30 protein-coding genes are annotated in these 26,072 nt (G+C 57.4%); 18 read left to right on the top strand and 12 right to left on the bottom strand.

The annotated features are described in order from the left end of the window. Positions 1 to 30: 30 nt before the first annotated feature. The 9 genes from VGE55_RS01535 to VGE55_RS01495 form a co-directional block, all read right to left on the bottom strand. Positions 31 to 270, bottom strand: a complete 240-nt coding sequence (locus VGE55_RS01535; RefSeq protein WP_256765267.1) for a BolA family protein — start codon at positions 268 to 270, stop codon at positions 31 to 33. A gap of 33 nt (positions 271 to 303) precedes the next feature. Further along, a complete protein-coding gene (locus tag VGE55_RS01530) occupies positions 304 to 1,059 on the bottom strand; it encodes an ABC transporter permease (protein ID WP_331129981.1) in 756 nt (251 codons plus the stop codon). Continuing rightward, positions 1,056 to 1,964 carry an ABC transporter ATP-binding protein gene (locus VGE55_RS01525; protein ID WP_331129980.1) on the bottom strand — a complete coding sequence of 303 codons (909 nt, stop codon included), beginning with the start codon at positions 1,962 to 1,964 and terminating at the stop codon, positions 1,056 to 1,058. The genes VGE55_RS01530 and VGE55_RS01525 overlap by 4 nt, the downstream gene beginning before the upstream one ends. 46 nt (positions 1,965 to 2,010) lie before the next feature. Further along, positions 2,011 to 2,277 (bottom strand): STAS domain-containing protein, encoded by a 267-nt coding sequence (locus tag VGE55_RS01520; protein WP_331129979.1) that lies wholly within the window; start codon positions 2,275 to 2,277, stop codon positions 2,011 to 2,013. A gap of 1 nt (position 2,278) precedes the next feature. Continuing rightward, complete coding sequence (locus VGE55_RS01515) at positions 2,279 to 2,899, bottom strand: ABC transporter substrate-binding protein (RefSeq protein WP_331129978.1); 621 nt, start codon at positions 2,897 to 2,899, stop codon at positions 2,279 to 2,281. A 62-nt stretch (positions 2,900 to 2,961) separates the two neighbouring features. Further along, positions 2,962 to 3,852, bottom strand: coding sequence for a VacJ family lipoprotein (locus VGE55_RS01510; RefSeq protein ID WP_331129977.1), 891 nt, complete (start codon positions 3,850 to 3,852; stop codon positions 2,962 to 2,964). A 24-nt stretch (positions 3,853 to 3,876) separates the two neighbouring features. Further along, positions 3,877 to 4,371: an outer membrane lipid asymmetry maintenance protein MlaD gene (gene mlaD, locus VGE55_RS01505; protein WP_331129976.1), complete on the bottom strand. Its 495-nt coding sequence runs from the start codon at positions 4,369 to 4,371 to the stop codon at positions 3,877 to 3,879. A gap of 28 nt (positions 4,372 to 4,399) precedes the next feature. After that, on the bottom strand, positions 4,400 to 5,185 hold the full coding sequence (mlaE, locus tag VGE55_RS01500) for a lipid asymmetry maintenance ABC transporter permease subunit MlaE (RefSeq protein WP_331129975.1): 786 nt from the start codon (positions 5,183 to 5,185) through the stop codon (positions 4,400 to 4,402). Continuing rightward, entirely contained in the window at positions 5,182 to 5,970 is a 789-nt protein-coding gene (locus tag VGE55_RS01495) for an ABC transporter ATP-binding protein (protein ID WP_331129974.1), read from the bottom strand. The genes mlaE and VGE55_RS01495 overlap by 4 nt, the downstream gene beginning before the upstream one ends. Before the next feature lie 199 nt (positions 5,971 to 6,169). On the opposite strand from VGE55_RS01495, the gene VGE55_RS01490 reads away from it, so the two are divergent. From VGE55_RS01490 to VGE55_RS01455, 8 genes are all read left to right on the top strand, one after another. Next, positions 6,170 to 8,140, top strand: coding sequence for a hypothetical protein (locus VGE55_RS01490; RefSeq protein WP_331129973.1), 1,971 nt, complete (start codon positions 6,170 to 6,172; stop codon positions 8,138 to 8,140). Beyond that, positions 8,137 to 9,111: an ATPase, T2SS/T4P/T4SS family gene (locus VGE55_RS01485; RefSeq protein ID WP_331129972.1), complete on the top strand. Its 975-nt coding sequence runs from the start codon at positions 8,137 to 8,139 to the stop codon at positions 9,109 to 9,111. Before VGE55_RS01490 ends, VGE55_RS01485 begins: the two co-directional genes overlap by 4 nt. Further along, positions 9,108 to 10,106 carry a type II secretion system F family protein gene (locus tag VGE55_RS01480; RefSeq protein WP_331129971.1) on the top strand — a complete coding sequence of 333 codons (999 nt, stop codon included), beginning with the start codon at positions 9,108 to 9,110 and terminating at the stop codon, positions 10,104 to 10,106. Before VGE55_RS01485 ends, VGE55_RS01480 begins: the two co-directional genes overlap by 4 nt. Beyond that, on the top strand, positions 10,103 to 10,990 hold the full coding sequence (locus tag VGE55_RS01475) for a hypothetical protein (RefSeq protein WP_331129970.1): 888 nt from the start codon (positions 10,103 to 10,105) through the stop codon (positions 10,988 to 10,990). The genes VGE55_RS01480 and VGE55_RS01475 overlap by 4 nt, the downstream gene beginning before the upstream one ends. Then, positions 10,987 to 11,583 (top strand): hypothetical protein, encoded by a 597-nt coding sequence (locus tag VGE55_RS01470; protein ID WP_331129969.1) that lies wholly within the window; start codon positions 10,987 to 10,989, stop codon positions 11,581 to 11,583. The genes VGE55_RS01475 and VGE55_RS01470 overlap by 4 nt, the downstream gene beginning before the upstream one ends. A 41-nt stretch (positions 11,584 to 11,624) precedes the next feature. Continuing rightward, positions 11,625 to 12,746, top strand: coding sequence for a hypothetical protein (locus tag VGE55_RS01465; protein ID WP_331129968.1), 1,122 nt, complete (start codon positions 11,625 to 11,627; stop codon positions 12,744 to 12,746). Next, positions 12,743 to 13,480, top strand: a complete 738-nt coding sequence (locus VGE55_RS01460) for a prepilin-type N-terminal cleavage/methylation domain-containing protein (protein ID WP_331129967.1) — start codon at positions 12,743 to 12,745, stop codon at positions 13,478 to 13,480. The genes VGE55_RS01465 and VGE55_RS01460 overlap by 4 nt, the downstream gene beginning before the upstream one ends. 64 nt (positions 13,481 to 13,544) lie before the next feature. Then, positions 13,545 to 14,192, top strand: coding sequence for a prepilin-type N-terminal cleavage/methylation domain-containing protein (locus VGE55_RS01455; RefSeq protein ID WP_331129966.1), 648 nt, complete (start codon positions 13,545 to 13,547; stop codon positions 14,190 to 14,192). 26 nt (positions 14,193 to 14,218) lie between these two features. Here the strand turns inward: VGE55_RS01455 and VGE55_RS01450 are convergent, their stop codons facing one another. Then, positions 14,219 to 16,192 (bottom strand): monovalent cation:proton antiporter-2 (CPA2) family protein, encoded by a 1,974-nt coding sequence (locus tag VGE55_RS01450; protein ID WP_331129965.1) that lies wholly within the window; start codon positions 16,190 to 16,192, stop codon positions 14,219 to 14,221. A gap of 138 nt (positions 16,193 to 16,330) precedes the next feature. On the opposite strand from VGE55_RS01450, the gene VGE55_RS01445 reads away from it, so the two are divergent. The 10 genes from VGE55_RS01445 (at position 16,331) to rapZ (ending at position 24,112) form a co-directional block, all read left to right on the top strand. Beyond that, complete coding sequence (locus VGE55_RS01445; protein ID WP_331129964.1) at positions 16,331 to 17,323, top strand: KpsF/GutQ family sugar-phosphate isomerase; 993 nt, start codon at positions 16,331 to 16,333, stop codon at positions 17,321 to 17,323. 2 nt (positions 17,324 to 17,325) lie between these two features. Next, on the top strand, positions 17,326 to 17,862 hold the full coding sequence (locus VGE55_RS01440) for an HAD-IIIA family hydrolase (RefSeq protein WP_331129963.1): 537 nt from the start codon (positions 17,326 to 17,328) through the stop codon (positions 17,860 to 17,862). Then, positions 17,859 to 18,446: an LPS export ABC transporter periplasmic protein LptC gene (gene lptC, locus VGE55_RS01435; protein ID WP_331129962.1), complete on the top strand. Its 588-nt coding sequence runs from the start codon at positions 17,859 to 17,861 to the stop codon at positions 18,444 to 18,446. Before VGE55_RS01440 ends, lptC begins: the two co-directional genes overlap by 4 nt. Further along, positions 18,443 to 18,985: a lipopolysaccharide transport periplasmic protein LptA gene (gene lptA, locus VGE55_RS01430; protein ID WP_331129961.1), complete on the top strand. Its 543-nt coding sequence runs from the start codon at positions 18,443 to 18,445 to the stop codon at positions 18,983 to 18,985. Before lptC ends, lptA begins: the two co-directional genes overlap by 4 nt. A 5-nt stretch (positions 18,986 to 18,990) precedes the next feature. Next, the gene (lptB, locus tag VGE55_RS01425; protein ID WP_331129960.1) at positions 18,991 to 19,737 is read left to right on the top strand and encodes an LPS export ABC transporter ATP-binding protein; all 747 of its coding nucleotides are present in this window, start codon (positions 18,991 to 18,993) and stop codon (positions 19,735 to 19,737) included. Between the two features lie 15 nt (positions 19,738 to 19,752). Next, the gene (locus VGE55_RS01420) at positions 19,753 to 21,288 is read left to right on the top strand and encodes an RNA polymerase factor sigma-54 (protein ID WP_331129959.1); all 1,536 of its coding nucleotides are present in this window, start codon (positions 19,753 to 19,755) and stop codon (positions 21,286 to 21,288) included. A 41-nt stretch (positions 21,289 to 21,329) separates the two neighbouring features. Then, the gene (hpf, locus tag VGE55_RS01415) at positions 21,330 to 21,659 is read left to right on the top strand and encodes a ribosome hibernation-promoting factor, HPF/YfiA family (RefSeq protein ID WP_331129958.1); all 330 of its coding nucleotides are present in this window, start codon (positions 21,330 to 21,332) and stop codon (positions 21,657 to 21,659) included. 119 nt (positions 21,660 to 21,778) lie between these two features. Then, a complete protein-coding gene (locus tag VGE55_RS01410; protein ID WP_331129957.1) occupies positions 21,779 to 22,249 on the top strand; it encodes a PTS sugar transporter subunit IIA in 471 nt (156 codons plus the stop codon). Between the two features lie 6 nt (positions 22,250 to 22,255). After that, positions 22,256 to 23,227, top strand: coding sequence for an HPr(Ser) kinase/phosphatase (hprK, locus tag VGE55_RS01405; protein WP_331129956.1), 972 nt, complete (start codon positions 22,256 to 22,258; stop codon positions 23,225 to 23,227). Between the two features lie 24 nt (positions 23,228 to 23,251). Then, positions 23,252 to 24,112, top strand: a complete 861-nt coding sequence (gene rapZ, locus VGE55_RS01400; protein WP_331129955.1) for an RNase adapter RapZ — start codon at positions 23,252 to 23,254, stop codon at positions 24,110 to 24,112. On the opposite strand, the gene mutY is transcribed toward rapZ, so the two are convergent. After that, a complete protein-coding gene (mutY, locus tag VGE55_RS01395) occupies positions 24,035 to 25,183 on the bottom strand; it encodes an A/G-specific adenine glycosylase (RefSeq protein ID WP_331129954.1) in 1,149 nt (382 codons plus the stop codon). The two genes, rapZ and mutY, sit on opposite strands and share 78 nt — an antisense overlap. Beyond that, a complete protein-coding gene (gene mutM / locus VGE55_RS01390) occupies positions 25,180 to 26,013 on the bottom strand; it encodes a bifunctional DNA-formamidopyrimidine glycosylase/DNA-(apurinic or apyrimidinic site) lyase (protein ID WP_331129953.1) in 834 nt (277 codons plus the stop codon). Before mutM ends, mutY begins: the two co-directional genes overlap by 4 nt. Positions 26,014 to 26,072 lie beyond the last annotated feature (59 nt).

Here is a 26,072-nt window from a genome sequence, read left to right as displayed (position 1 = left end):
AAGGGGTTGTCCTTTCGTGTACGTGTTGTTTTAAGCGTTCTGCGCCCACTCGGCGGGCGTCAGCGTTTTCATGGACAGGGCGTGGATTTCTTCACGCATCCGGTCTCCCAGTACTGCGTAAACCTTCTGATGTCGCTGCACGGCGCGCAGCCCCTCAAATGCTTTGGCCACAATCACGGCTTCAAAGTGCTGGCCATCACCACTGACTTCCAGGTGATCGCAGTCCAGACCCTGCGCGATGTAACCGCGCACCGTTTCAGGCAACAACATGGCAATTCCTATCTGATTGATTCAACGGCATTATTATCCCCTCAATTTGTAGCCGGAGACGACCATGCGCAGCGCAATCGTGGTCAAAATTGCCCAAGCCACCATGCCGACGCCCAAACTGAACCAGGGGCTGACGTCGCTCACCCCAAAAAAGCCGTATCGAAAGCCATCAATGAGGTAGAAAAACGGGTTGAAATGCGACACCGTTTGCCACACGCCCGGCAGGGAGTGAATGGAATAGAACACGCCCGAGAGGAAGGTGGCGGGCATGATGATGAAGTTCTGGAACGCAGCCAGTTGGTCGAACTTTTCCGCCCAAATGCCAGCAATCACGCCCATGGTGCCCAGCAACGCCGAGCCAACCACCGCGTGAACCAAAATCCAACCCGGGTGGGCCATGTGCAGGCCCACAAACGCCACTGTCACCGCCAACACACCCAAGCCCACCGCCACGCCACGCACCATGGACGCCAACACATAGGCGCTAAAAAACTCGAAATGCGACAAAGGGGGCAGCAGCACAAACACCAGGTTGCCGGTGATTTTGGATTGAATGAGGCTGGAGGATGAGTTGGCAAAGGCATTTTGCAACACCGACATCATGACCAAACCAGGCACGAGAAAGGCTGCATAGCCCACACCCGGGTAAGGCTCCACCTTGCCGTCCAGCACGTGGCTGAAAATCATGAGGTACAACAGTGCAGTCACCACGGGTGCCAACACAGTCTGGAAGCTGACCTTCCAAAAGCGCAGCACTTCTTTTTTGAACAGGGTTTTCCAGCCAGTCATTTCGAACCCCCACTCATCAACTGCACAAACACCTCTTCAAGGTCTGGCTTTTCAATGGTGCATTCCAGCACATCCAGGTGGTCTTTTCGGCAGGCGGCCAGAATGTCTTCAATCTCGGCTGGGCGCGACAAGGCCAGGGTGTAACGCCCGTCCACCACGCTGCTTTTCAGCACACGATTGTCCAGAGTGGCTGGCAACACCCCATTGATGTGCAGCGCGAGGGTTTGGCTGGCGTGCTTGTTCAACAGGTTGGGCGTGGTGTCCACTGTCAATATCTCGCCTTTTTTCAGCATGGCGATGCGGTTGCACAGGGTTTCGGCCTCTTCCAGATAATGGGTGGTGAGCAAAATGGTGTGGCCCTTGGCATTCAAACCCGAGATAAATTTCCACAGGGTTTGGCGCAATTCAACATCCACACCAGCCGTGGGCTCGTCCAGCACAATCACAGGCGGCTTGTGCACCAGGGCTTGGGCCACCATCACGCGGCGCTTCATGCCGCCAGACAGGGTACGCATGTTGTTGTCCGCTTTGTCGGCCAAGCCGAGCGAGCTCAGCAGCTCGTCAATCCAGTCGTCGTTGTTGGGCAAGCCAAAGTAGCCAGACTGAAACCGCAAGGTTTCCCGCACCGAGAAAAACGGGTCGAACACCAGTTCCTGCGGAACAATGCCAATGCTGCGGCGGGCATCCCGGAACTGGGTTTGCACATCAAACCCCATCACCTTGGCTGAACCCTGCGTGGGCTTGCTCAAACCGGCAATGATGTTGATAAGCGTTGTTTTGCCAGCCCCGTTGGGGCCCAACAATGCAAAAAACTCACCCTGCTCCACGGTGAGCGACACCTCGTGAAGCGAGCGAAACTGACCGAAATATTTGGATACCGAGCTGAGCTCTAGTGCAAGAGACATGATGGTACTGACACAGCCTTGCGCGCCCTGGTTGAGCGCTGCAGATTCACAGGAACAGCGATTGTACCCCGTAGGCCGCCACCAAACTTTGCAACTGGGTTGGCGCGTGTTGAAGTTGGAGGGTTTTGTCAGTTTGAGCACCACCCTTCGAAGCCACCCGCTTCGCGGCCAGCACCACCGCCAGGGCGGTGGAATCGATGTGCTTCACATTGGAGAAGTCCAGCACACGATCGCCCGCCGCCACAGCCTTGGTGACCTCGTCGATGATCTGCTCACCGTTGCGCACGGTGATGGTGTCTGCAGAAATTTTCATCTCAACCCTGACCGTTTTTGGCCTTCAAGCTGGAAATCAAGCCATCCACGCCCGACTGGTTGATGATGGGCTGAAATTGGGCCTTGTAGGAATCCACCAACCACAAGCCCAACACGCTCAGGTCATAAATTTTCCATTTGCCGTCTTTCTTTTCAACCCGGTAGGCCAGGTCGACCGGGGGGCCGTCCTTGCGCAACACCTGGCTGTTGACCACCACGTCGGTGTCCTCGGGACGGGCACGCAGCTTGTCCACTTTCAGGGTTTGATCACCCACCTGGGACAAGGCACCGGCGTAGGTTTTGGTCAACAGAATCTTGAACTGCTCAACAATCGCATCCCGCTGGGCCGGGGTGGCAGCACGCCAAGGTGCGCCCACCACCAACTGCGTCATTTTGCGGAAGTTCACATTGGGCATGACCTTTTGATCAATCAAGGCGTCCAGCTTGGCAGGGTCGGCCACCAACTCTTTCTTGCGCGCCTTGATTTCAGTCAGCACTTCGTTGCTGAACTTCTCAACAAATTCGTTGGCCTGCACATCATCCGCAACAGCGGCTGGTGCGAAACCGAAGCCAGCTGTGCCCAACAACATGCCCAAAAACCACACTTTTACTGCATTTTTCATAATGTTCCCGTGTTTACTACAGTGACTTATCTACAACGCGGCGAAACAACACCGTGTTGACCTCAATGGATGGCTGGCTCGGAAGCATCCAAGCCCAAAGCGGCTTTGGCTCGGGCGCTTTGCGCCAAACCGCCCGGCAGTTCGAATGTCTGTGCATTCATATCCAGCGGCTTGAACACGTCAAGCGCCGCTTTAAACGGTGGATGAGGCTCCATCATCAGGCTGCTCTCGTCGCCATCATCGCTGGGTGCCTTGTCATTGGGGTCGGGAGCGCCATCGCGAATCTGGCTGGCCCGACGCGCCAGGTAGGCATCTCGAACAAAGGCGTATTTGTCCAACGCCACGCGGTCGACCAGGTCGGTTGCTGGCAACAGGCGGGCGCGCTTGTCCACCAAATTCAGGAAGATCAATGAGTTTCGTTCACTCACATCATCGTGGTAGCGCAGCGGGTTCAAAGGTGCATCCACCACTTTGCCGCTGGCATCTCGCAACGTGCTGGGGCCCAACAAGGGAAGAACCAGATACGGCCCGGAACCAACACCCCACACGCCCAAGGTTTGACCAAAATCCTCGTCGTGCTTTTGAAAGCCCAACTCGGACGCCACATCAACCAGACCAAAAATACCAATCGTGGAATTCAATGCGAATCGGCTGATGTCACCACCAGCCTCTTTGGGCTTGCCCTGCAACAGGTTATTAAAAGCCACTGCAATGTCTTCCAGGTTGGAGAAGAAATTGCCGACCACGGTGCGAACCTCAGGTGCAGTCACTGCGTTATAGCCTTTGGCCAAAGGCTTTAACACAACCGTGTCAACGCCCTCGTTGAATGAACTGACACCGCGGTTAAAACCCTCAAAAGGGTCTGCGGGGGAAGGTGCACGCAGGGTTGAACAGCCGGCCGCCAACCCCAGCACGGTCAACACCAACACCAGTTTTTGAATTGAATAGCGCACAAGTAACTCCCACAAAGCCCTGTCTTATTGATTGGTTGTACCGGCAGCACCGGCGGCAGGCGCCGGCTCGGATGCTTTGCTGTACAGGAACTGGCTGATCAGGTTTTCCAGCACCACCGCAGACTGCGTTCGGGCAAACTTCTGCCCCGCTGTCAAATTGTCTTCGTCACCACCGGGCTCGACACCGATGTACTGCTCGCCCAGCAAGCCAGACGTCAAAATTTTCGCCGAAGAATCCTTTGGAAACTTGAAGCCTTCCTCGAGATCAATCGCAACCACGGCCCGGAAAGTCACCGGGTCCAGCGTGATGTTGGCCACCCGACCAACCACCACGCCCGCACTTTTTACGGGCGCGCGGGGCTTCAGCCCACCAATGTTGTCGAACTCTGCCAACACCCGGTACTGTGCGCCGGTTGAAAATGAGCTGAGGTTGCCCGCTTTCAGGGCCAGAAACACCAGGGCCAAAGCGCCGATCAATACGAAAAGGCCAACCCAGAAATCCACTGCACTCTTTTTCATCAATCTGTCCGCTTTTAAAAATTGCCAATCACACGCTGAACATCAGCGCGGTCAAAATGAAGTCCAAGCCAAGAATGGTGAGAGAGGAAATCACCACTGTTCGGGTCGTGGCACGAGACACGCCCTCGGGCGTTGGCTGACACTCATACCCTTGGAACAGCGCAATCGCGTTAACAGCGACACCAAACACCACGCTTTTAATCACACCGTTGAGAATGTCGTTTTGAAAATCGACGCCCGCTTGCATTTGAGACCAAAACGCACCGGAGTCCACACCAATCAACAACACCCCCACCACGTAACCACCCACAACGCCCACGGCGCTGAACAACGCCGCCAACAAGGGCATGGAAATCAGTCCAGCCACCCAGCGCGGGGCGAGAATGCGGGCCTTGGGGTCGACGGCCATCATCTCCATGGCTGTCAGTTGCTCACCGGCTTTCATCAGGCCAATTTCAGCGGTCAGCGATGTGCCTGCGCGGCCTGCAAACAATAGGCCGGACACAACCGGCCCCAACTCGCGCACCAGCGACAGCGCCACCAACAAGCCCAAAGCTTGCTCTGCACCGTAACGGTTCAGGGTGTAGTAGCCCTGCAAGCCCAATACAAACCCCACGAACAAACCAGACACCACGATGATGACCAGCGAGTAATTGCCGATGAAGTGGATTTGGTCAATGATGAGGCGCGGTCGCAGGATGGCTTTTGGCAACAGCATGAACAACTGAACCACCAAACGTGCAAACTGACCCAAACCAGTGATGCTGGACCGAACGCCGGCGCCAACACCGGAGACCAATGCGACGGGGCTCATGCGAAGTCCTCCAGCAGATCGGTGGCCGGGTAGTGGAATTTCACAGGCCCCTCCGGCAACCCCTGGATGAACTGTTGAACATACGGGTCGGTGTTTTCGCTGACCTCTGCTGGCGTGCCCTCGGCCAGCACCTTGCCGTTGGCGATCACAATCACATAGTCACTGATGGCAAAGGATTCGTGAATGTCGTGCGTCACCACCACCGAAGTGGCACCCAGCGCGTCGTTCAGCGTGCGAATCAGGTTGGCCGTGATGCCCAAAGAGATGGGATCCAGACCTGCGAAGGGCTCATCGTAAAAAATCAGCTCCGGGTCGAGCGCCACAGCGCGGGCCAGCGCAACACGGCGACTCATCCCGCCGGAAATTTCCGAGGGCATGAGGTGAGATGCACCGCGAAGCCCCACGGCGTGCAATTTGAGCAACACAAGGTCACGAATGGCCGACTCGGGCAGATTGGTGTGCTCGCGCAGCGGGAAAGCCACGTTGTCGAACACGGACAAATCGGTGAACAGGGCTCCGAACTGGAACAACACGCCAATCCGCTTGCGGAAGGCGTAGAGGTCCTTGGTGGACGCACGCACAATGTTTTGCCCGAGCACACTCACTTCGCCGCGATTGACGGGGTATTGCCCGCACATCAGCCGAAGCAGGGTTGTTTTGCCCGAGCCAGACCCACCCATCACCGACACCACCTTCCCTTTGGGTATCCGAAGGGTGATGTCTTTGAGGATAAGGCGGTCGCCGTAACCAAAATCCACCTGATTGAGTTCTGCTACAAAGCCCATCTGGGCGCCCCTGCTGTTTTTTTATCGCAATTGGATATTCTAACCCGAAGAGACTGAACGCCGGTTCAGTAAGCACCTGCAAACGCGGCCCAACGCCCCCTAAAAGCGACACCATCACCTCCCTGGTATGACCAGGGTTCGGGGCCCCGCAACACATTTACCTACAATCGCGCTTTTCCCGGTGAAACATTAAGGTTCTATGAACTTTCGCGCACATGGCCACCTGGCACTGGCATTTCTGCCGCTGACCTTGATGGCCTGCAGTTCAACAACACCAACCTACCCCTTGCCGGATGCACGTGCGCCTCAAACCACGACAGCGCAGCCACTGAGCCTTTGGGTCGCCGAACCGGCTCACCAACCCCTTGAACACAACCCGACACTCGACCACCCACTGAACCTTCGTATTGAAAACTTGCCAGCCAGCCATGTGCTGGAGCTGGTGGCACAAGACATGCGCATGGGCTACAGCTTCGACGAATGCGGGGCACGGCTGGTGAGCCTGGTGGGGCGGGATTTGCCCTTGAGCGAGCTGATGGCTTTGCTCGGCGAACAAACCGACGCCGTGGTGACACTGGAGAAAGGGCAACTGAAATTGCGTTGCGACAAGGATGAGTTGCGCCTGTACAAACTGGACTATCTCTCGATTGCACGGCAGATGAGCGACAGCTCACGACTGAGCTCTGCCGTGGCCAATCAAGCTGTTCAACCCGGCGAGCGGCGGGAAAGCGGCAATCGGTCTGACCTCACACTCTTGAACGAACAGGACAACAATGTGTGGGAAAAACTAACAGCGGAAATCGAGCAGCTCATTCAGGCTCAAATTCGCCCTCAGGAATTTTCCACGCAGGAACGTACTCGGGAAGAAGACAAAGACCGCGCTTTCGAAAGCAACAAGGATTCAAACCGAAGCCGATTCCTCAACCCACGCCGAACCGCCAGCAGCAGCAACAGCAACCAACGGGAAGTCACCACCACTCGGCGTGAAGTGCGCTCGGGGCGCGTGATCGTCAACCCAGAGTCCGGCACGGTGGCGGTGCTGGCCAAACCCTCGCAACACGCCCGGGTGGCGCAATGGCTCGCCTTGCTTCAGCAGCGGCTGGACCGGCAAGTCGTTCTGGAGGCCGTCATCACGGAAATCACGCTGAACGACCGGTTTGAACGGGGCATCGACTGGAATCTGCTCAAAGATTCAGGCACCCGCGCCGGCTTGCTCGTTCAAGGCTTGAACACGGTCAACCCGGTGCTCACCTTCAGCGCCAGCCGAACCGGATCAAACTCGGAGTCCAGTGTGGTGTTGAGGCTGCTGGAAGAGTTTGGCAAGGCATCGGTGTTGTCATCGCCCCGCATTGTGGCCATGAATCAACAACCATCGGTTCTGAAGGTCATCGACAACCGCGTGTACTTCACCACCGACGTTCAAACCAGCGCCCCCACGCAAAGCAGCCCCGCCTTCTCTACCTTCAACACGCAGGTTCAAACGGTGCCCGTGGGCTTTTTGATGACTGTGACGCCTCAAATTGCCGACAACAATGCTGTTCAGCTTCGGGTTCGACCGACCTTGAGCCGCATTGTGGGGTTTGTTCAAGACCCAAACCCGGCCCTTCGACAACTGAACATTGTCAGCCAGGTGCCTGAAATCCAGACGCGTGAGCTGGAGTCTGTGCTTAAACTGCGGGACGGGGAAATGGCTTTGCTGGGCGGTCTTCGCCAGCAGGAACTCAACAGTCTGGACCGAGGTATTCCAGGCAGTCCGGATGTTCTCGACCCAGTGACCCAAAGCCAGCGCCGCAGCAACAACCAGATTGAACTGGTGGTACTGCTCAAAGCCACGGTGCTGGGCTCGCCTGGCCAGGGCGTCTCAAACCAGGCAAGCACCATGGACCCTGAGTTTGCCCAAAGCCTGCGGTTCGGTCTGTTTTTGGGGCAACAAGGTGACACGGTACGGGCCACACGGCTGATGCGTTTGCTGACCACGCACTATCCGGAAGCGCCCGAGCCTTGGTTCAATTTGTCTCTGCTGGCCCGACAACAGGGCCTCGATGCGCAGGCTGAAGAAGCCTTGCAAGCGGCACGGGCGCGTTGTGTGCAGCAGGTCTGCCGACTGCCTTTGTTGGCAGCCCAATCGCTGGGCGGTGCGTCACCCCCCTTGCCCACCCCACAGCCATGATGGAGATCGAAAGCCCGTTCCAGACGGCGCTGCACTCGGCATGGGGTGCGGTGTTGACCCATGCAAACAACCGTGGCGCCTCGGACCTGCATTTGACGGCGGGTGATGGCCACTATTGCGCCAGCCTGCGAATTGCCGGCGCCATCGGCGATTGGCACACACTGGCAACCGACACGGCCCGCATCCTGATTCAAACATTTAAGGCGGCCTGCAACATGAACATTGCAGAAAGCCGCCGTCCGCAAGACGGGCGGCTGAGTTACCTGGGCCTGGACGTTCGACTGGCCACCCACCCTGGCATGCACGGTGAAAGCCTCGTCATTCGGCTACTCAACACCCACAAAGCCCAGCGGCTTGATGACCTACGCTTCCCTGCGACATTGGCCGAGCAACTTCGCACATTGAGCAAGCTGGAACATGGACTGCTGCTGGTGGCTGGGGCTACCGGTGCGGGAAAATCAACCACGCTGCATGCCATTCTGCATGAATTGGGCGAACTGGCCGGTCGACTGGTGACACTGGAAGAACCCGTGGAGGTCATTCACCCCAGGGCCTTGCAAACCGACCTTTCGCGTCTACCTCAACTGGATGCCGCCGCGGGCCTGCGTTCACTCATGCGGCAAGACCCGGACACCATCCTGATCGGCGAGATTCGGGACATTGAAACCGCTCACCTGACCCTGCATGCGGCACTGACTGGTCATCGGGTGTTGGCCTCTGTCCATGCGCCGGATTGCCTGGGCGCGCTTTACCGTTTGATGGAATTGAGTGTTCCCCTGCCCAGCCTGTTGAACTGCTTGAACGGGGTGTTGGCCCAACAGCTTCGACCCTGCGAGAGCAATCCGGGCCAAAGGCGACCCATCGCTCAATTGATGGATTTCACGGCAGTGGACCGAGCCGAACTATTGGATTGCCAGCGGTTGTCCGACCTTCATCAAATTTTGAATAACCGCGAGGACCGCACGTCATGACATGGCTGAATCGCCGGGTGCCCGATACGGCCTGGATTGACTGGATGCGCCAATGGGCTGAACTCTGCCAAACCGGCCTGAGTGCGCTGGAAGCCCTGGAGCTGAGTGTCGAATTGATGGCCCAGGACGGAAAACACACCCCATTGCCGCGACTACTGCGCCCCAGCCTGGACGCCCTCCAGCAAGGCATGGCGCCCGAACAGGCCTTTTCGAACCGACTCAACACCTTCCCTGAGCCCTTGCAACTGGCGATTCGGTGTGCCCAGGTTCAGGGCGATTGGGGTCAGGCGTTGGCAAGGCAAAGTCAGGAATGGCAGTTGGCATATCAGTTTCGACAAGGACTGCTCCAAACCTTGAGCTACCCAGCTTTGGTGCTGGCCAGCGCATTGGGGTTGTGGGTATTACTGGCCAACACGGTGGGGTTCACGGCAGCACCCGTGCAGCTGGACCTGCCCACCGCATTGCTGGTGGCGGGGCTTTTGGTTGCGCTATTGGGCCTGGGCTTTCGGCAACAGAACCAGCAACACGCCACAGCAGGCTTCAGTCGCCACCTGGGGCGTTGGCGCATCCGCCCAGCACTGCAGGTTCAACAACATTTTTTCACCATGGCCTGCGAACTGGAAGCGGGCATCGACTTGCTCCGCGTGCTGAATCGGCCATTGCGGGTACGGTCCGCCATGGAAAAAGCCTTGGCGGAGTTCAATCACCACCTTCTTCGCAGCCTGCAACGGGGCAACTCGTTATCCAACGCCCTGAAACAGGCACAGGCACCTCAGTTTCTAATCCGGCAGGGCAGCATCGCTGAACACAGTGGCAACCTCCACCAATGCTTTGGCCTGTGCGCGCGAATTCACCAGGTCATGGCACAGCAACGACGCCAACGTGTCATGGCCTGGCTCTCACCGCTGGCTTTGGGTTTGGCCGCCATGATTATTCTGTTGGCCTACCAAACCACCCTGGCACCCTTGTACCAACAATTGGGACAAATGCCATGAGTATTCCAATGGACTGTTGGTGGGTGTCCCGAACAACACAAAACACAGCCTGGCAAATCCAGCGGCTTGAACCGACCAACCAGGGGTGGCAAGCGCATTCAGCCCAACTGTGGACTGATTTTTTGGGTTCTGCAGAGCACCTGAATAGCCTGACCATGCCCTCCACGCTGGTGCTGATCAACCTGCCGGACGAACCTTGCACCGCACAGGGCACCCCACGGTGGTGCACCGTTCGGCAAAGCCCGGTTCGTTGGCATGCGGTAGACCATTCGCCGGCGTTGGCAGGGTTAATCGAGTCCCTCCAGCATTACCCCGCGGGCATTCGCGTGGTCTGCGAAAGCCATTACAGGTCAGGCCCAGACAGTGCGGAATACGTCCAACTGCTGGGTCACGAACACCCTGTCTTTGAACAATGGGCTCAGGGACTGAACCAGTGGCCACCCACGCGCTTGGCCTGGATTCGGTTCAATACCCGGCAGGTGTTGTTGTCGCGCAAACAGTGGCCGCTTCGCACTGTGCTGGCAACCATCGCAGTGTTGGGTATTTGGATGGGCTCCGCCGCACAACAGATGCAAGGCCAGCAACCCGTCAGAGCATCACAACTTACAGCCAAATCCCCGCCAAACAACCAAATACAAACGCCCAAGCAGCCACCATCAACATCCGATTGGCAAGGCTGGAAGGGACAACTGGAGGCATTCGGTGCCCGTGGCAAAAAGCACATCGAATCGGTTGAGTTTGACTGGAAAGACGGCGTTCCGACCACGAGCATTGTGCAGTTGGATCGCATTCCCCGCCGGCTTCCGAAGGGGTGCACCGAAGCTGCAGGCGCCGTGGTCTGCACACCCGCCAACGCTGCAAACCCAAGCGGGGTGCAACCATGACGCCCACCTCACCCTTGGGGCGACTGGTGCATCAACACCGTGCGAGCAACCACGTTGCCACCGTGCTCATCACCCTGTGCGCGGGTGGTGTTGGCACTTTGCTCATCACGGACCAACCGCCGACGCCCAATCGTGCAATACAACCGGCAGCAGCCCCCAATCGCTTTCCGCCCAAGCGACAGACCTTCGCCAAACCGGTCCCGGTATTCATTTTCCGCGAACAACAGGACACAGAAAGCGCAGCCTGGTCGAGCACCTTCAACTGGATGGCACAACACCGCGTTTCATCGGGCCGATGCACCCTGAAACCCGATGCGAATGTTGTTCGCATTCAATGTGTACCCAGCGAGGCGCCAGTGGGCAGCACGACCAGTGCACCTTGGCAAGCATTGGACGTTTCACCCGCAGTATTCAAGGCTGTTCGTGATGTCCAGTCAGGCTCACGCCATGAGCCTGTTTCCAGTACACAACTGATCAACAACCAGGAAAACAATGACGCTGTGCGCCAACAGGGCTGGGTGGATACCCAACAAGGCAAGCGCCATTACGACGCAAAAAAACACAACTGGTTGGCCCCAGGGAAACGCCCATGAGGACAATGCTCACCCGGAGCCAGGCCCGAGGTCAAGCACTGATGGGCACCATCATTTTCCTCGCATTGCTGGTGGCATCCACGGCCGGTTTTTGGACCATCCAGCACACGCAGCATGTGGCCAGTTTCCAGCGCAAGGCCAATACGCGTTTGCAATTGCAAACCATCCAGCAGACCCTGCTGAACTTTGCCAGCCGGCAAGGCATCAACACCCTGACCCAACCGGGCCATTTGCCTTGTCCTGCCGCATCGCCCGGCGGTCAGCCCTTGGTGGTTTGCACCGACAAACGGGTTGGCTTTTGGCCGACCACGGCTGTGATCAAAGTGAACTACCTGGGCAGTGCATTGGGGCATACAGCAGTGCCCAATTCACCGATGCGTCCAATTCAGTGGCATTACGGTGTGTCGGCACAATTGGTGCAACCCAACCCACTGGGGTGGAGCCAATGGGTCAATTTTGATTTGCCAACGCTGACCATCCGTACACCTGAGGGCACACACACCGGGATATCGGCAGTTGTGGCTGCCAATATTCAGGTGGATGGGCCCGACCAGTGGACTGTTCAACCGCCCTACTTGTTGTTGAGTCAGGCTGAGCTAGAGCGCGCTTTGCAGACTGTCGTCCGGGAGCAAGCCTTGTTTACCGTTAGGCGGTGGATTGCCAATCAAACCCAGGTGGCTGCCAGCCATTCCTGGGTGCCGCAAACTCACGAAAACTTGACCATCTCCAACATGCCAGACCGCTGGCAACCCCAAAACTCTGGCTGCCAGTGCCATTGCACCAAAACCCGCTGCACCTGCGGCTGTGCACAGCAAGCCCATTGGGTGTCCATGCAAACCTGCGCAGGCTCAACGGGATGTTCAGGCTCACAACTTGAGCCTGATGGAAGCACCTTGTTTCATTGCATCAGCAGCAGCACCTCAAGTTGTATGTTCAAAGGCCCTGCAGGCCTGAACAGTCGATGGCCTGTTAGCCGCTATGCACCGGAGGCGGGCAGCAACCGGCCCTGCAACCCGGGGCAAAAACCATGGTGCCCAACAAGCCCGGGGGCAGAGGCCTGCGACTGCGAATTCACCTGGCCAGCCTCGGTTCTTGGTCAATTAACCCGCATACAAATGGTTCACGGAGAACACGGATGGACAGCCACCATGACCAATCCATGAAGAGCGTCCGAGGCTTTACCCTGGTTGAGACCGCATTGGCCCTGCTGGTGCTGGGCATGCTACTGGGCCCTCTGATTCGTTTGACGGCCAGCCAGCAAGCCAATGACATCGAAATGAAAAGACAGCAACAGAACCGTGGACTGCAGGAGGCGCTGGAGGCTTTTGTACTCACCCATGGTCGTTTGCCGTGCCCCGCAGAACAAGCCGACGGCCCGGAGTTGCGGCAGGCTGGGCTGTGCGCCAGCACGAGTGGCTGGTTCCCGTCACAAAGTCTGGGGTTATCCACACCATTCAAGCTACGCATGGTTGTGGCCGATTTGGCCTCGGCCGGTGCACCAGCATCAGGCTCGCTGCTGCGTGGGCAGCCTTTTCAATTTCTGTCACCACAACAACTGTCCGAAATCATTTTCAATCCGCCCACTGTCAACTTGGCTGTGGGGCAAGGCCCCTTGCCTGCGCTGCACCTGTGCCAGCAAACCGCAGCAGCCCCTCCACCTGTTCAGTCTTGGGGTTGCGGCAACTTGCCAACCTTGAGCGAAAGCGCGGTGCTGGTTGTTCTTCCTCAACCCGAACCGTCGGGTTTGGACAACGCACTGCGTCAGCACCAGTTCATTGTGCCGCCATCTTCAACGGGCTCGGCGCTGGTGTGGTTGTCCTACGACCGTCTGTTCTGGCTGTGGCTGCAAGGCGGCTGGCTGTCAGGCGGTGCCGCAGCCCAAACCGCAGTGAACTGACGCCTGCGCCACGTTACCCATGCCAATAACCTCTAAACCATTCACACCACGGAATCGACACACCATGAAAAACACCTCACGCCCCACGCTGTCTGCCGGCTTTTCACTGCTGGAATTGTCCATCGCATTGGCTGTATTGGCCATTCTTGCAGGGGGCATTCTCAAAGGCCGTGAATTGATTGGCAGCGCCAAAGTGCAATCCGTCATCAGTGATTTGGCCAGTCTGGAAACAGCCATGGTCGCCTTTCAAAGCCGCTATGGCGCCTTGCCCGGTGACTTTACGGCGGCTGACGCTGCAGGCCTGGGCACCACCGGGGGCGATGGCAATGGTCGAATCGAGGGCAGCGAAGAAGAAGGCCATGTCTTCACACAACTCCAGAAAGCAGGGTTTATTCAAGGCGACTTTTCGCCACCCGCCGCGGCAGATGCCGCCTGCGGCCCAACCAGCTGCATGGCGAGCCGATTTGGCGGGGTGATGGTGATCAGCAGCACACTGGAGGGCCCAAGCACTCCCGAGGGTGCAACCGCAGTGCTGTTTGCTGACCAGGCCCCGGTGCGCCAATTGGCAGAAATCGACCGCAAACTGGACGACGGCAACCCCTTGAAAGGCACCATACAGGTGCTGAATGCCGATGTGGCTGCATGCACCACAGGCGGATTTTGGAATGAGAAAACCGAAGTGCAGTGCGGCGCACTGTATTTGCTGCGCTGAGGGGTGACGCGCTCAACGGTGGGGCGCTAGACATCCTGCCGGCTTGGCTTGCGCCCCAGAATTTTTGCTTCGGCCAGGCTGAGTGCATCAGGCTGGCCCTTCAACACCAAAATGTCCCCGCTTTCCAACCGGGTATCGGGCGATGGGTCTCCACCCCGAATGCCCCGCCGGCGTATGGCATTCACCTCGACCCCAAGGTCTAAGAGACCCAACTCCGACAACGATCGTCCCACCCCGGTTGCACCGGGCTCAATAATCACCGAGTGCAGGCGCACCCACTGGTTCTCAGGGGTGTCGGCTTCATCATCCACACCGCGAAACACCCCCCGAAACATTTGATAGCGCGATTCACGAATATTCCGAATTTGCTTGACCACCCGCGAAACCGGCACGCCCAGAATCATCAGCGCCTGTGAGCCCAGCATCAAACTGCCCTCCAGAATTTCAGGAACCACCTCTGTGGCACCCGCGGCGGTGAGTCGCTCCAGATCACTTTCGTCGGTGGTTCGCACAATGACCGGAACCGCCGGTGCCAGCTGGCGCACCGCCATCAACACCTTTTCAGCGGTTTTGGTTTCCGCAAACGTCACCACCACACAACTTGCGCGCATCAATCCAGCTGCCACCAGGGTTTCTCGCTTGGCAGCATCGCCAAACACCACCGAATCACCAGCGGCTGTGGCCTCCCGAATGCGGTCTGGGTCCAAATCCAAAGCCACATAGCTCAGGTCTTCGCGATCCAGCAGGCGCGCCAAGTGTTGCCCACTGCGCCCAAACCCGCACACCAGCACATGTTTGCTGGTCGACAGGCTTTTTTGTGCAATCTGGTGAAGCTCCAGGGAACGCTGAAGCCATTCCTGGCTTGAAAACCGCAGCACCATGCGATCGGCATGCTGGATCATGAAAGGCGCCGCCAACATCGACAACACCATGCTGGCCGTGATGGTTTGCAACCAGGGGTCGGGCACCAAACCAAACCCCGCAGAGCCGGCGTTGGACAACAGCACAAAACCAAACTCACCCGCCTGTGCCAAATAAATACCGGTGCGCATCGCTGTGCCCGTGTTCGCCCCAAAAACCCGGGCCAAAGCCGCAATCAAGACCAGCTTGGCCACCACAGGAATGACCGACAGCAAAATAACCCAGTACCAGTTTTTGATCACCACCGCCGGGTTGAGCAACATGCCCGTGGTCACAAAGAACAAACCCAGCAACACGTCGCGAAACGGCTTGATGTCCTCTTCCACCTGGTGTTTGTATTGGGTTTCAGCAATCAGAATGCCCGCCACAAAGGCGCCCAGTGCCAGCGACAATTCGGCCAGCTCGGTCAGCCAGGCCAGACCCAGCGTAATGAGCAGCACGTTGAGAACAAACAGTTCCTGGGACTTGCTCCGGGCCACGAAGGTCATCCACCAGTTCATCATGCGCTGTCCAAACACCAGCATCAAACCCAGTACCAGCGCCGCCTTCACCATGGCCAAACTCAAGGTTTTCGGCAGGTGGCTGGCATCTTCCGCCAAGGCAGGAATGATGATGAGCAGTGGCACCACCGCCAAGTCCTGGAAGAGCAAAATGCCCATGATTTGGCGACCATGGGCGGAGTCCAATTCAAGCCGCTCGGCCAGCAGTTTGCTCACAATCGCGGTGGATGACATGGCGGCCGCACCCGCCAACACAAATGCAGTGGCCATGGACACATTGAAAACCCAGTTCAACAACCAGCCCAGCACCATTACGCCCAGAATGGTGAGCGACACCTGCGCCAAACCCAAGCCAAACACCACACGGCGCATGGCATGCAGTTTGGGGAGACTAAACTCCAGACCAATCGAAAACATCAGGAACACCACGCCAAACTCGGCCAGGTGTCGGGTCTCGGGAACATCGGGAACAATCCCCAGGGAGAAAGGTCCGATCAAGGTGCCGGCAAACAAATAACCCAGCATTGCTGGCAACTTCCAGTGCTTGAAGAGGGACACCGCCAGAACGGCGACCAGCATAAGAATCAGCGAGAGCTCGAGAGCGTTGGGCACGTTGAATGCAAAGTTCGGGAAGAGAATTGGCACGGGCTTTGCTATACTGCCGCTAAAACGACGCCATCACAATACCCGCCTTGCTTGAGTCTAACAGGGACCACCATGCCAGACCTGCCGAATCCAGCCCATCACACCGACTTTTTGGCCAAAGCCAAGGAAGCGCTGGACATTGAAGCCCAAGCCATCTCGGCCCTGGTGCCCAAACTGAATGGGCAGTTTTCAGCAGCAGTGCAAGCCATACTGGATTGCAAGGGTCGGGTCATTCTGATTGGTGTGGGCAAATCGGGCTTGATTGCCCAAAAAATTGCCGCCACATTGGCCAGCACCGGCACACCCTCCTTTTTTGTTCACGCCACCGAAGCCTCACACGGCGATTTGGGCATGATCACCGCCGATGATGTGGTGTTGGCCCTGTCCAACTCCGGGCAAACTGAAGAACTGGTGGCGGTGATCCCGGCGATTGCTCGGCGCGGCGCAAAGATTGTGGCCATGACCGGCAAAATGGATTCCACACTGGCCCGCCAGGCTGATTTGGTGCTGGATTGCAGCGTTGAAAAAGAAGCCTGCCCCCTGAACCTGGCGCCCACCGCCAGCACAACCGCTGCGTTGGCCATGGGCGATGCCCTGGCTGTGGTGGTGTTGAAAGCCCGGGGGTTTACCGAGGAAGATTTTGCCCTGTCACACCCGGGCGGCAGCCTGGGTCGAAAGCTGTTGACCCATGTGCGCGATGTGATGCGCCAGGGCGACCGCGTGCCCATGGTGACACCGAGCGCCTCCATTTCCAGTGCCATTTTGGAAATCACCAAAAAAGGACTGGGCATGACCGCGGTGGTCGACGCCAACAAAACCCTGCTGGGCGTGTTCACCGACGGTGACCTGCGCCGCTTGATTGAGCAAGGGCTGGACCTGCGGGGCTTGATCGTCTCGGAAGTCATGAGTGCAAACCCCCGGTCGATTTCGCCCGACAAACTGGCTGTTGAAGCAGTCCGCATGATGGAAGTGAACCACATCAGCCAGGTGGTGGTGACCGATGCTGAACGCCGTGTGGTTGGTGCACTCAATTTCCACGACCTCTTCGAAGCCAAGGTGGTGTAAGCATGGCCATGGACCAAGCCCGTCAAACCGCTGCGCAAGCCGCTGGCAACATCCGCCTGCTGGGCCTCGATGTGGACGGCACACTCACCGACGGTGGGTTGTATTTCGGCAATGACGGCGAAGTGATGAAACGGTTTTCCGTGTTTGACGGACAAGGTTTGCGTCTGCTGATGGACCACGGGGTTAAAGTGGTGTGGATCACTGCCCGCTCCAGCCTGATTGTCGAAAAGCGTGCGCGCGACTTGGGCATCCATTCGCTGGTTCAGGGGTGCAAAACCAAGCTGGACGCGCTGGACAAGATCCGTCAAGAACTGGGGCTGGAATGGTCGCAGTGTGCTTTTTTTGGGGACGACTGGCCCGACTACCCCGTGCTGAAATCCGTGGGGCTGGCCTGCACCACCCCCCATTCCCCTGAACCGATGAAAGCCGTGGCCCATTGGTTGAATACCCGCCCCACGGGGCAGGGTGCGGTGCGCGAGCTGTGTGATTTTATCCTCAGCCACCAGGCTGGGTACATCAACCCATGGATGGGCGCATGAGTTTGATCCGGTCCTTCGCTGGCGTTCTGTCCCAGTTCATTCCGCTGCTGCTGACATTCCTGCTGGCAGCCAGCTCATACTGGTATGCCATGCAAACAGAACTCAGTTTGTTCAACACGCACGGCCAAAAAGATCCCACGGTTGCCGACTATTACCTGCGCAACTTCACGGTTCAAACCCAAGACCTGGCGCTCGACCGTTACTCGCACATTCGCAGCAAGTCCGCGGAGCACATTCCTCAAGGCAATGTGTGGAACATCACGCGGCCCAACATTGAGCAGTTTGAACCGAAGGGCACCACTGTTCAGGGGCAGGCACTGGAAGGCATATACGAACTGGACACAGACCAACTGACGCTGCGCAACCAGGTTGCTGTCCAAGCGGAACGGGACGGCGTCACGACCTACTTGAAATCCAACAGCCTGGTCATGGACAACCCCAAGCAAATGATTCGCAGCCGTGACCAAGTCACCATTGACCGGCCAGGCCAGCACATGGTCGCCAACGGCGTGGAATTCAACAACAACACCGGCGAACTCAAATCGGTTGGCCCGGTGAAAATCAGGATTGAGGCAAAGCCATGAACCATCCCCCAATACCGATGGCGTGGGCACTGGTGTCACTGTTTCTGTACAGTGCCACTGCGTGGTCTTTGGAATCGGACAAAAAACAGCCGACCACCATCGACGCCAACCAGATGAATTACAACGAGAAAGCCAGTGTGAATGTATTCACGGGCAATGTGTTGCTTACCCGCGGCAGTCTGGTCGTTCGAGGCGACAAACTGACCCTGCGGGAAACCAAAGATGGCACCCAACATGCCACGATTGAAGGCTCACCAGCGCGGTTCAAGCAACAGCGGGATTCGACCAAACCCAGTGAGGTGCTGCTCATCAACGGAACCGCCAACCTGATTGAACTGGACGGTGCCAGCTCGGTGGTCACATTGACCGGTCAAGCCAATCTTCAAAAAAGTTCGAACGGTCAGCTGACCGAATCCATCACCGGCAACAAAATTGTGTACCAGCAAAACTCCGAAACCCTCAATGTGGTGGGCGATGGGAATGGCCCCGGGAAAAGTCGCGTACAGGCGGTCATCAAACCACGAGACAAGGCGGAGTAAAGCACATGCTTTCAAAAACACTGACAGGCCAGGGTCGCCTTCAAGCCTTGAGTTTGCGCAAGGCCTATCGCAGCAAGCGGGTGATTGAAGATGTGTCACTGCATGTGGACACCGGCGAAGTGGTCGGCCTGTTGGGCCCCAACGGCGCGGGCAAAACCACCTGCTTTTACATGATCGTTGGCCTGGTGGCAGCCGATGAAGGTTACATCTGCCTTGAAGGCACCGACATCACGCTCAAGCCCATCCACGACCGCGCACGGGCCGGCTTGTCTTACCTGCCGCAGGAAGCTTCGGTGTTTCGCAAACTGACCACCGAAGAAAACATTCGGGCTGTGCTGGAAATCAACCCACCCGCGGACAAAACCGTGGACCAGGCCGTGGAAGACCTGTTGAACGATTTGCAGATTGCCCACATCCGCACATCCTTGGCAGCCTCCTTGTCGGGGGGCGAACGCCGCCGGCTTGAAATCGCCCGGGCATTGGCCAGTTCTCCGCGCTTCGTTCTGCTGGACGAACCCTTTGCAGGGGTTGATCCCATTGCCGTGCTGGAAATCCAGAAGATTGTTGCGTTCCTGAAGTCCAAAGGCATTGGTGTGCTCATCACCGACCACAACGTTCGCGAAACGCTCGGCATTTGCGACAGGGCCTACATCATCAGTGCTGGCCGCGTGCTCGCCTCCGGAACCCCCGAACAAATCATCGAAAACGACGATGTTCGGCGGGTGTATCTGGGTGAACACTTTCGGATGTAAGGCCACCGCCACGCCATGAAACAGTCGCTTCAACTCAAAGTCTCTCAAAACCTCACACTCACGCCCCAATTGCAGCAGTCCATCCGGCTGTTGCAATTGTCCACACTGGAACTGCAGCAGGAAATTCAACAGGCGCTTGCAGAAAACCCATTGTTGGAAGTGTCAGACGAAGATGGCGATGAGAATGGTGCCGACCAGACTGTGAGCTTGGGCGCCAACAGCGAACTGGACGACACGCCCACCGACAGTTTTGACCCTGGTGAAACTGAACCTGCACGCGCAGAACCGGCGGTCGAACAACCCCAGGAACTGGCGCCTGAGGCGGAGCGGGATGCTGAGGACCTCGTCCAACGCGACAGCATCGACGCCATCCAGGACAACTGGGAAGGGGACTGGCGTGACAACAGTGGCACCAATGCAGATGGCGACGAAGAAAAGCCGGGGCTGCAACTGGCGGCACCGGAAAGCAGCCTCTCGCAGCACCTGATCGACCAGCTTCGCATGACCAACGCGTCCGAGCGCGACAAAAACCTGGTGCTGTGGCTGATTGATTATCTCAACGACGATGGTTACCTCACTGTTGAGCTCGAGGACCTCTGGGACACGCTGCAGGAGGTGCCCGACCTGGAGTTTGAAGAGTTGCAGGCGGCACTCAAATTGCTGCAAAGCTTCGACCCACCTGGCGTGGGTGCGCGAAACGCATCCGAATGCCTGCTTCTTCAGCTAAAAACCCGGCAAGACATTGCCAATAACAGCGAACTGTTCAATATCTGCCGTTTGATCATCGCTGAACACCTGGGTTTGCTCGCCCAGCGGGACTACACCAAGCTTAAAAAAGTATTGAACGTCGACGAAGAGCTGCTCAAAGAATGCCACCAACTCATCCGTTCGCTGGAACCCTTCCCCGGGGCCAAATTTCGCCGTGTGGACGACGACCATGTGGTGCCGGACGTCATTGTGCGGAAATCCGCCGGGAAATGGCACGTCCAACTGAACCCTGATGTGATGCCCCGAATCCGCATCAATGAGGTTTATGCGGCCATTTTGCGTTCAAATCGCGGGCAAAGCGCACAACTGAGCGCCCAACTGCAGGAAGCTCGCTGGTTGCTCAAAAACGTTCAGCAGCGATTTGACACTATTTTACGAGTCTCTCAAGCCATCGTTGAACGACAAATCGGCTACTTCAACCATGGTGAAATCGCTATGCAACCCTTGGTTCTGCGAGAAATAGCGGATCTTTTGGGTCTTCATGAATCGACTGTTTCGCGGGTCACCACGCAAAAATACATGTTGACGCCGCATGGGTTGGTTGAGCTAAAGTATTTCTTCGGAAGTCATGTTTCAACCGACTCAGGTGGACAGGCTTCCAGCACGGCCATTCGTGCGCTCATCAAGCAACTGATTTCCTCGGAGGACCCGAAGCAGCCAATATCCGATAGCCAGATTGCCGAACTACTCGGTCAGCAGGGCATCGTGGTCGCAAGACGCACGGTGGCTAAATACCGGGAATCCCTCAAGATCCCCCCGGTGAACATGCGCAAATCGCTCTGACTTTTGCATGGGCAATGCGCAGCAACGTAAGGAGAGTCTGTATGAACTTGAACATCAATGGTCATCATCTCGAAGTTACCCCAGCCATTCGCCAGTATGTGATTGAAAAACTAGACCGGGTGAAAAGGCACTTTGACCATGTGATTGACGCATCGGTTACCCTCTCAGTGACCAAACTGGTTCAAAAAGCAGAAGTCACCCTGCATGTGCGCGGAAAGGATATTCACGCAGAGTCCAGTGACGAAAACATGTATGCAGCAATTGACTCCCTGGCCGACAAGTTGGACCGCCAAGTGCTGCGTCACAAAGACAAGCTGACCAGCCACAGCCACGCCCCCATCAAACACTCGGCCGTCGAAGAAACGGAATAAAACACCTAAATCCCTGTATTTTCAGGGAAAAGCAAAAGGCGGACCCCGTTCCGCCTTTTTTGTTTTTATGGCGTATAATCGGCCCACAATTTTTGAAGCGGGTATCGGGAATCAGTCCGATGAACTTAATCGCAAATCTTCTGCCGTCATCCAACATCGTGCTGGATGCACAGGTCACCAGCAAAAAGCGCGTATTTGAACAAGCCGGATTGGTGTTTGAAAACAACCAGGGCATCGCCCGGGCCAAGGTATTCGACAGCCTGTTCGCGCGCGAACGCCTGGGTTCAACAGGGCTTGGTCAACAGGTTGCCGTGCCGCATGGCCGCATCAAAGGCCTGCGCGAGCCTGTGGCTTGCCTCGTGCGTGTCCAGGACCCCATTCCATTCGATGCACCCGACGGTCAACCCGTCAAGCTGCTGATGTTTTTGCTGGTGCCCGAAAGCGCAAACCAGCACCATCTGGATATACTGTCTGAACTGGCTCAAATGTTGTCGGATCGAGAATTCCGCGAGAAGCTCTTGACAGAATCCAACCCGGACCTGACCCACCAGCTCATCGCCAACTGGGAGCCCTACCAACCCGCGAGTTAAGCACCTGTGAAGCAACTGAGAGAACTCATCGAAGCCAACCGCGACAAACTCAAACTGGAGTGGTTGGCTGGCCTCAACGGCGGCGGCCGTGGGTTAGACCTCCAGTGCTTTGCCTCCTCCGACCTGGTTGGGCACCTCAACACCATTCACCCGGGGCGCATCCAGGTGTTTGGCCGGCAGGAAATTGAATACTTCGCCCGCATCTCTGATGACCGCAAACGCCACCAAATTGAAAAACTGGTGGAAGGCAACCCGCCCGCCATCATTGTCGCAGAGTCATTTGCCCCCCACCCCCTATTGTCCGAGGCGTGCAACACGGCCAACATACCGCTGCTGACCACACCGCTGGCTGCGGCAGAAATCATCGACTTCCTGCGGGTGTACATCAACAAATGGCTGGCACCCACCACCATGATGCACGGCGTGTTCATGGATGTGCTGGGCATGGGCGTGCTCATTTGCGGCGAATCTGGCCTGGGCAAAAGCGAACTGGGACTCGAATTGATCTCTCGTGGTCACGGATTGGTGGCCGACGACGTCGTGGAATTTTCCCGGGTTGCACCCAACTACATTGAAGGGCGTTGCCCTGAACTGATCCGCAACCTGATGGAAGTGCGCGGGGTTGGCCTGCTCGACATCAAGGCGATTTTTGGCGAAACCGCCGTGCGGCGAAAAATGCGCTTGAAACTGATTGTTCACCTGGTGCGCAGGGCGTCGCTGGAACAACACCAGGACCGCTTGCTGACCGAAACCCAGTTTCAGGAAGTGTTGGGCCTGCCCATTCGGAAAGTCATGCTGCCGGTGGCCGCAGGTCGAAACCTGGCGGTGTTGCTGGAGGCAGCGGTGCGGAATACCATTTTGCAAATGCGCGGCATCAACACCCTGGATGAATTCATGGTGCGTCAACAAAAAGCCATGTTGAGCGAGCTGGGCGGAGAAGAGCCGCCCACCATTCCCGATGCAGACTTGGACCACTGAACAACCACCACCCAGGAGCCATCCATGAAAGTGGTTTTGGTCACCGGCATGTCAGGCTCCGGCAAATCCGTGGCCATTCGCGCCCTTGAAGATTCCGGTTTTTACTGCATCGACAACCTGCCCCCCAGTTTCATTGCCGATGTATTGAAACGACTCGAAGCCGAGGGCATCAGCCAAGTGGCGGTCGCGGCAGACGCACGCACCGGCAAAGACATTGTGGATGTGCCCGAACTGCTGCTCAACCTTCGCAAACACGGCACCGACGCGCGGCCCATTTTTCTGGATGCCGACGACGAAACCTTGGTGACACGGTATTCTGAGAGCCGCCGCCGACACCCCATGAGCGCGCGTCTGGGCGAGCAGGCCACGGTGCAGGAATGCGTGGATGCTGAGCGCCTGGCCTTGGCTCCGCTCAAAGCCATCTCCAACAGCATCGACACGTCAGGCTTGCTGCCCAACACCTTGCGACGTTGGGTGCTGGACACAGTGGAAGGCCAAAAGGCCCGCCTCACCTTGGTGTTTGAAACCTTTGGTTTCAAGAAGGGCTTGCCCACCGATGCCGACCTGGTGTTCGATGTGCGCTGCCTGTCCAACCCGTATTACGACAAAAACCTGCGCCCGCTCACAGGCAAGGACGCCGAAGTGATTGCCTTCATCCAGGCGGACCAAAGAAGCAGTGAATTGATTCAGGACATTGAACAGTATCTGCGCAAGTGGCTGCCGTCTTACCTGGACGAGCACAGAAGTTACGTCACCGTGGCGATTGGTTGCACCGGTGGCCAGCACCGTTCGGTCTATGTGGCCGAATCATTGGCCAAACTCTTTCAAAGCCAACCCCTCGCCGAAATCGAGAGCATTTTGTTGCGCCACCGCAGCCTGGGATAATTTGTGAACCACCTTGGGCAAGGGCAAGGCTCCTGCGTCTTTGCACAGGTTCAAGGTCTCGTTGCTGCGCAACACCACCGTTTTAAAGTGCATCTTCCGGTGGGTCAACTCATGCACCAGCCAGGGTTGCGCAGCGGCTGCACTCAGAGCTGAGTTCACAGCATCCGCATTGAACTGTAATTCACCAACATTCAACACTGCATTCACAGGCTCACGCCATGAGCCTGAATCCGAGTCGCATGCAATGCCAATGCAGGGCGCCATCCACAAATCTTTCCAAAGCCCCCGGGCTGTTTGCTGTTGCAGCCAGACATACCCCCGGGCATCAACCACCCAGACCGCCAGAAAATACAAGGCAGGCCGTGGCTTTTTGACTTTGGGCGAAGGCAACAACTCCACCCGCCCTTGGCGCAGGGCCACACAGGTTGACATCAAGGGGCACGCTGCGCAGTGGGCTTTCCGTGGCGTGCAGCGTGTGGCCCCCAAGTCCATCAAGGCCTGGTTGTAGCGGCCAGGCTCAACCCTGGGCACATTGCGTTCAGCGACCTCCCACAACTGCTTGACCATCGGTGTGGACATGGGGTCACCCTCCATGCCGTAATACCGACAAAACACCCGTTTCACATTGCCATCCAGAATGGGCGCTTGTACACCATACGCCAGCGAGGCAATGGCACCCGCCGTTGAGCGGCCAATCCCCGGCAGCGACGCCAGTGCCTCAACATCCTGTGGGAACTGCCCGCCAAACCGCTCGACCACCGCCTTGGCACAGGCGTGCAGATTGCGCGCCCGACTGTAGTAGCCCAACCCTGCCCACAAGCCCATCACAGCCTCACTGGGCGCAGCGGCCAAATCCGCCACGGTTGGAAAAGCCGCCAAAAACCGCGCATAGTAGTTGAGCACAGTGCTGACCTGCGTTTGCTGCAGCATGATCTCGCTCAACCACACTTTGTAAGCATCGCCCGTGTATTGCCAAGGCAGGTGCTGTCTGCCCGCCTGCTTTTGCCAATCGATCAGGGTGCTAGAAAAGGCCTCACCCTGCAAAGGCGCTGGCGCTGTATGCGCACTCATGCCTGGCAACCTGGACAATAAAATGTGCTGCGCTGGTTCATCACCCGGCGCTTCACAATGCCACCGCAACGTTTGCAGGGCTCGCCCTCACGGCCGTACACATCGCAGTGGGTCTGAAAGTGCCCCAACTCACCATTGACCGCCGAAAAATTTCGAAGGGTTGACCCGCCACGCTCAATGGCCTCACCCAGCACCGCCACCACAGCCTGGTGCAAACGCGAACAGTCTGCACGGCTTAACCGGCCTGCCGCACGCCCCGGGCGAATGCTGCTTCGGAACAAGGCCTCGCAGGCGTAGATGTTACCCACACCCACCACGGCATGGCCTGCCAGCAGCAGTGCCTTGATGGACACCCGCTTGCCCCGCGTGGCCTTGAAAAAACCCTCCGGGGTGAACGCGCCGCTGAAGGGTTCTGGCCCCAAGGCAGCAAAGCGCGCACACTGCGCCTCCCAACCCTCGGTGGTCAATACATGGTCCACACTGCCAAAGCGGCGGGGGTCGTTGTAGCGCAAGGCCCGCTGGCGACCATCCCCCGCGCGGAACAACCACTCAATGTGATCGTGCTTTTCCAGGGGCACTGTCGGGTCCACCACTTTCAGCGACCCAGACATGCCCAAGTGAATAATCAAAGCCTGTTGTTCAAAATGCAGGATCAGGTACTTCGATCGACGCTGTACAGCGTTCAAGGGCAAACCATCACAGCGTGCAACCTCCGCCGGAACCGGCCAGCGAAGTCGTCTTTCCCGGACAGTGGTGCGTTCAAGAACTTGCCCCAACAGATGCTGCCCCACACCACGGGCCGTGATTTCAACTTCAGGCAATTCCGGCATGTTGGTTACCCATTGAGAACAGACACATCCGGGGGAGTTGGGCGTTGCAGCCCCAAAGA

Source organism: Limnobacter sp., assembly GCF_036405155.1.
GTDB lineage: Bacteria > Pseudomonadota > Gammaproteobacteria > Burkholderiales > Burkholderiaceae_B > Limnobacter.
Note: the sequence above shows the minus strand (reverse complement) of the source record. Positions and strands in the feature narration are given on the sequence as shown.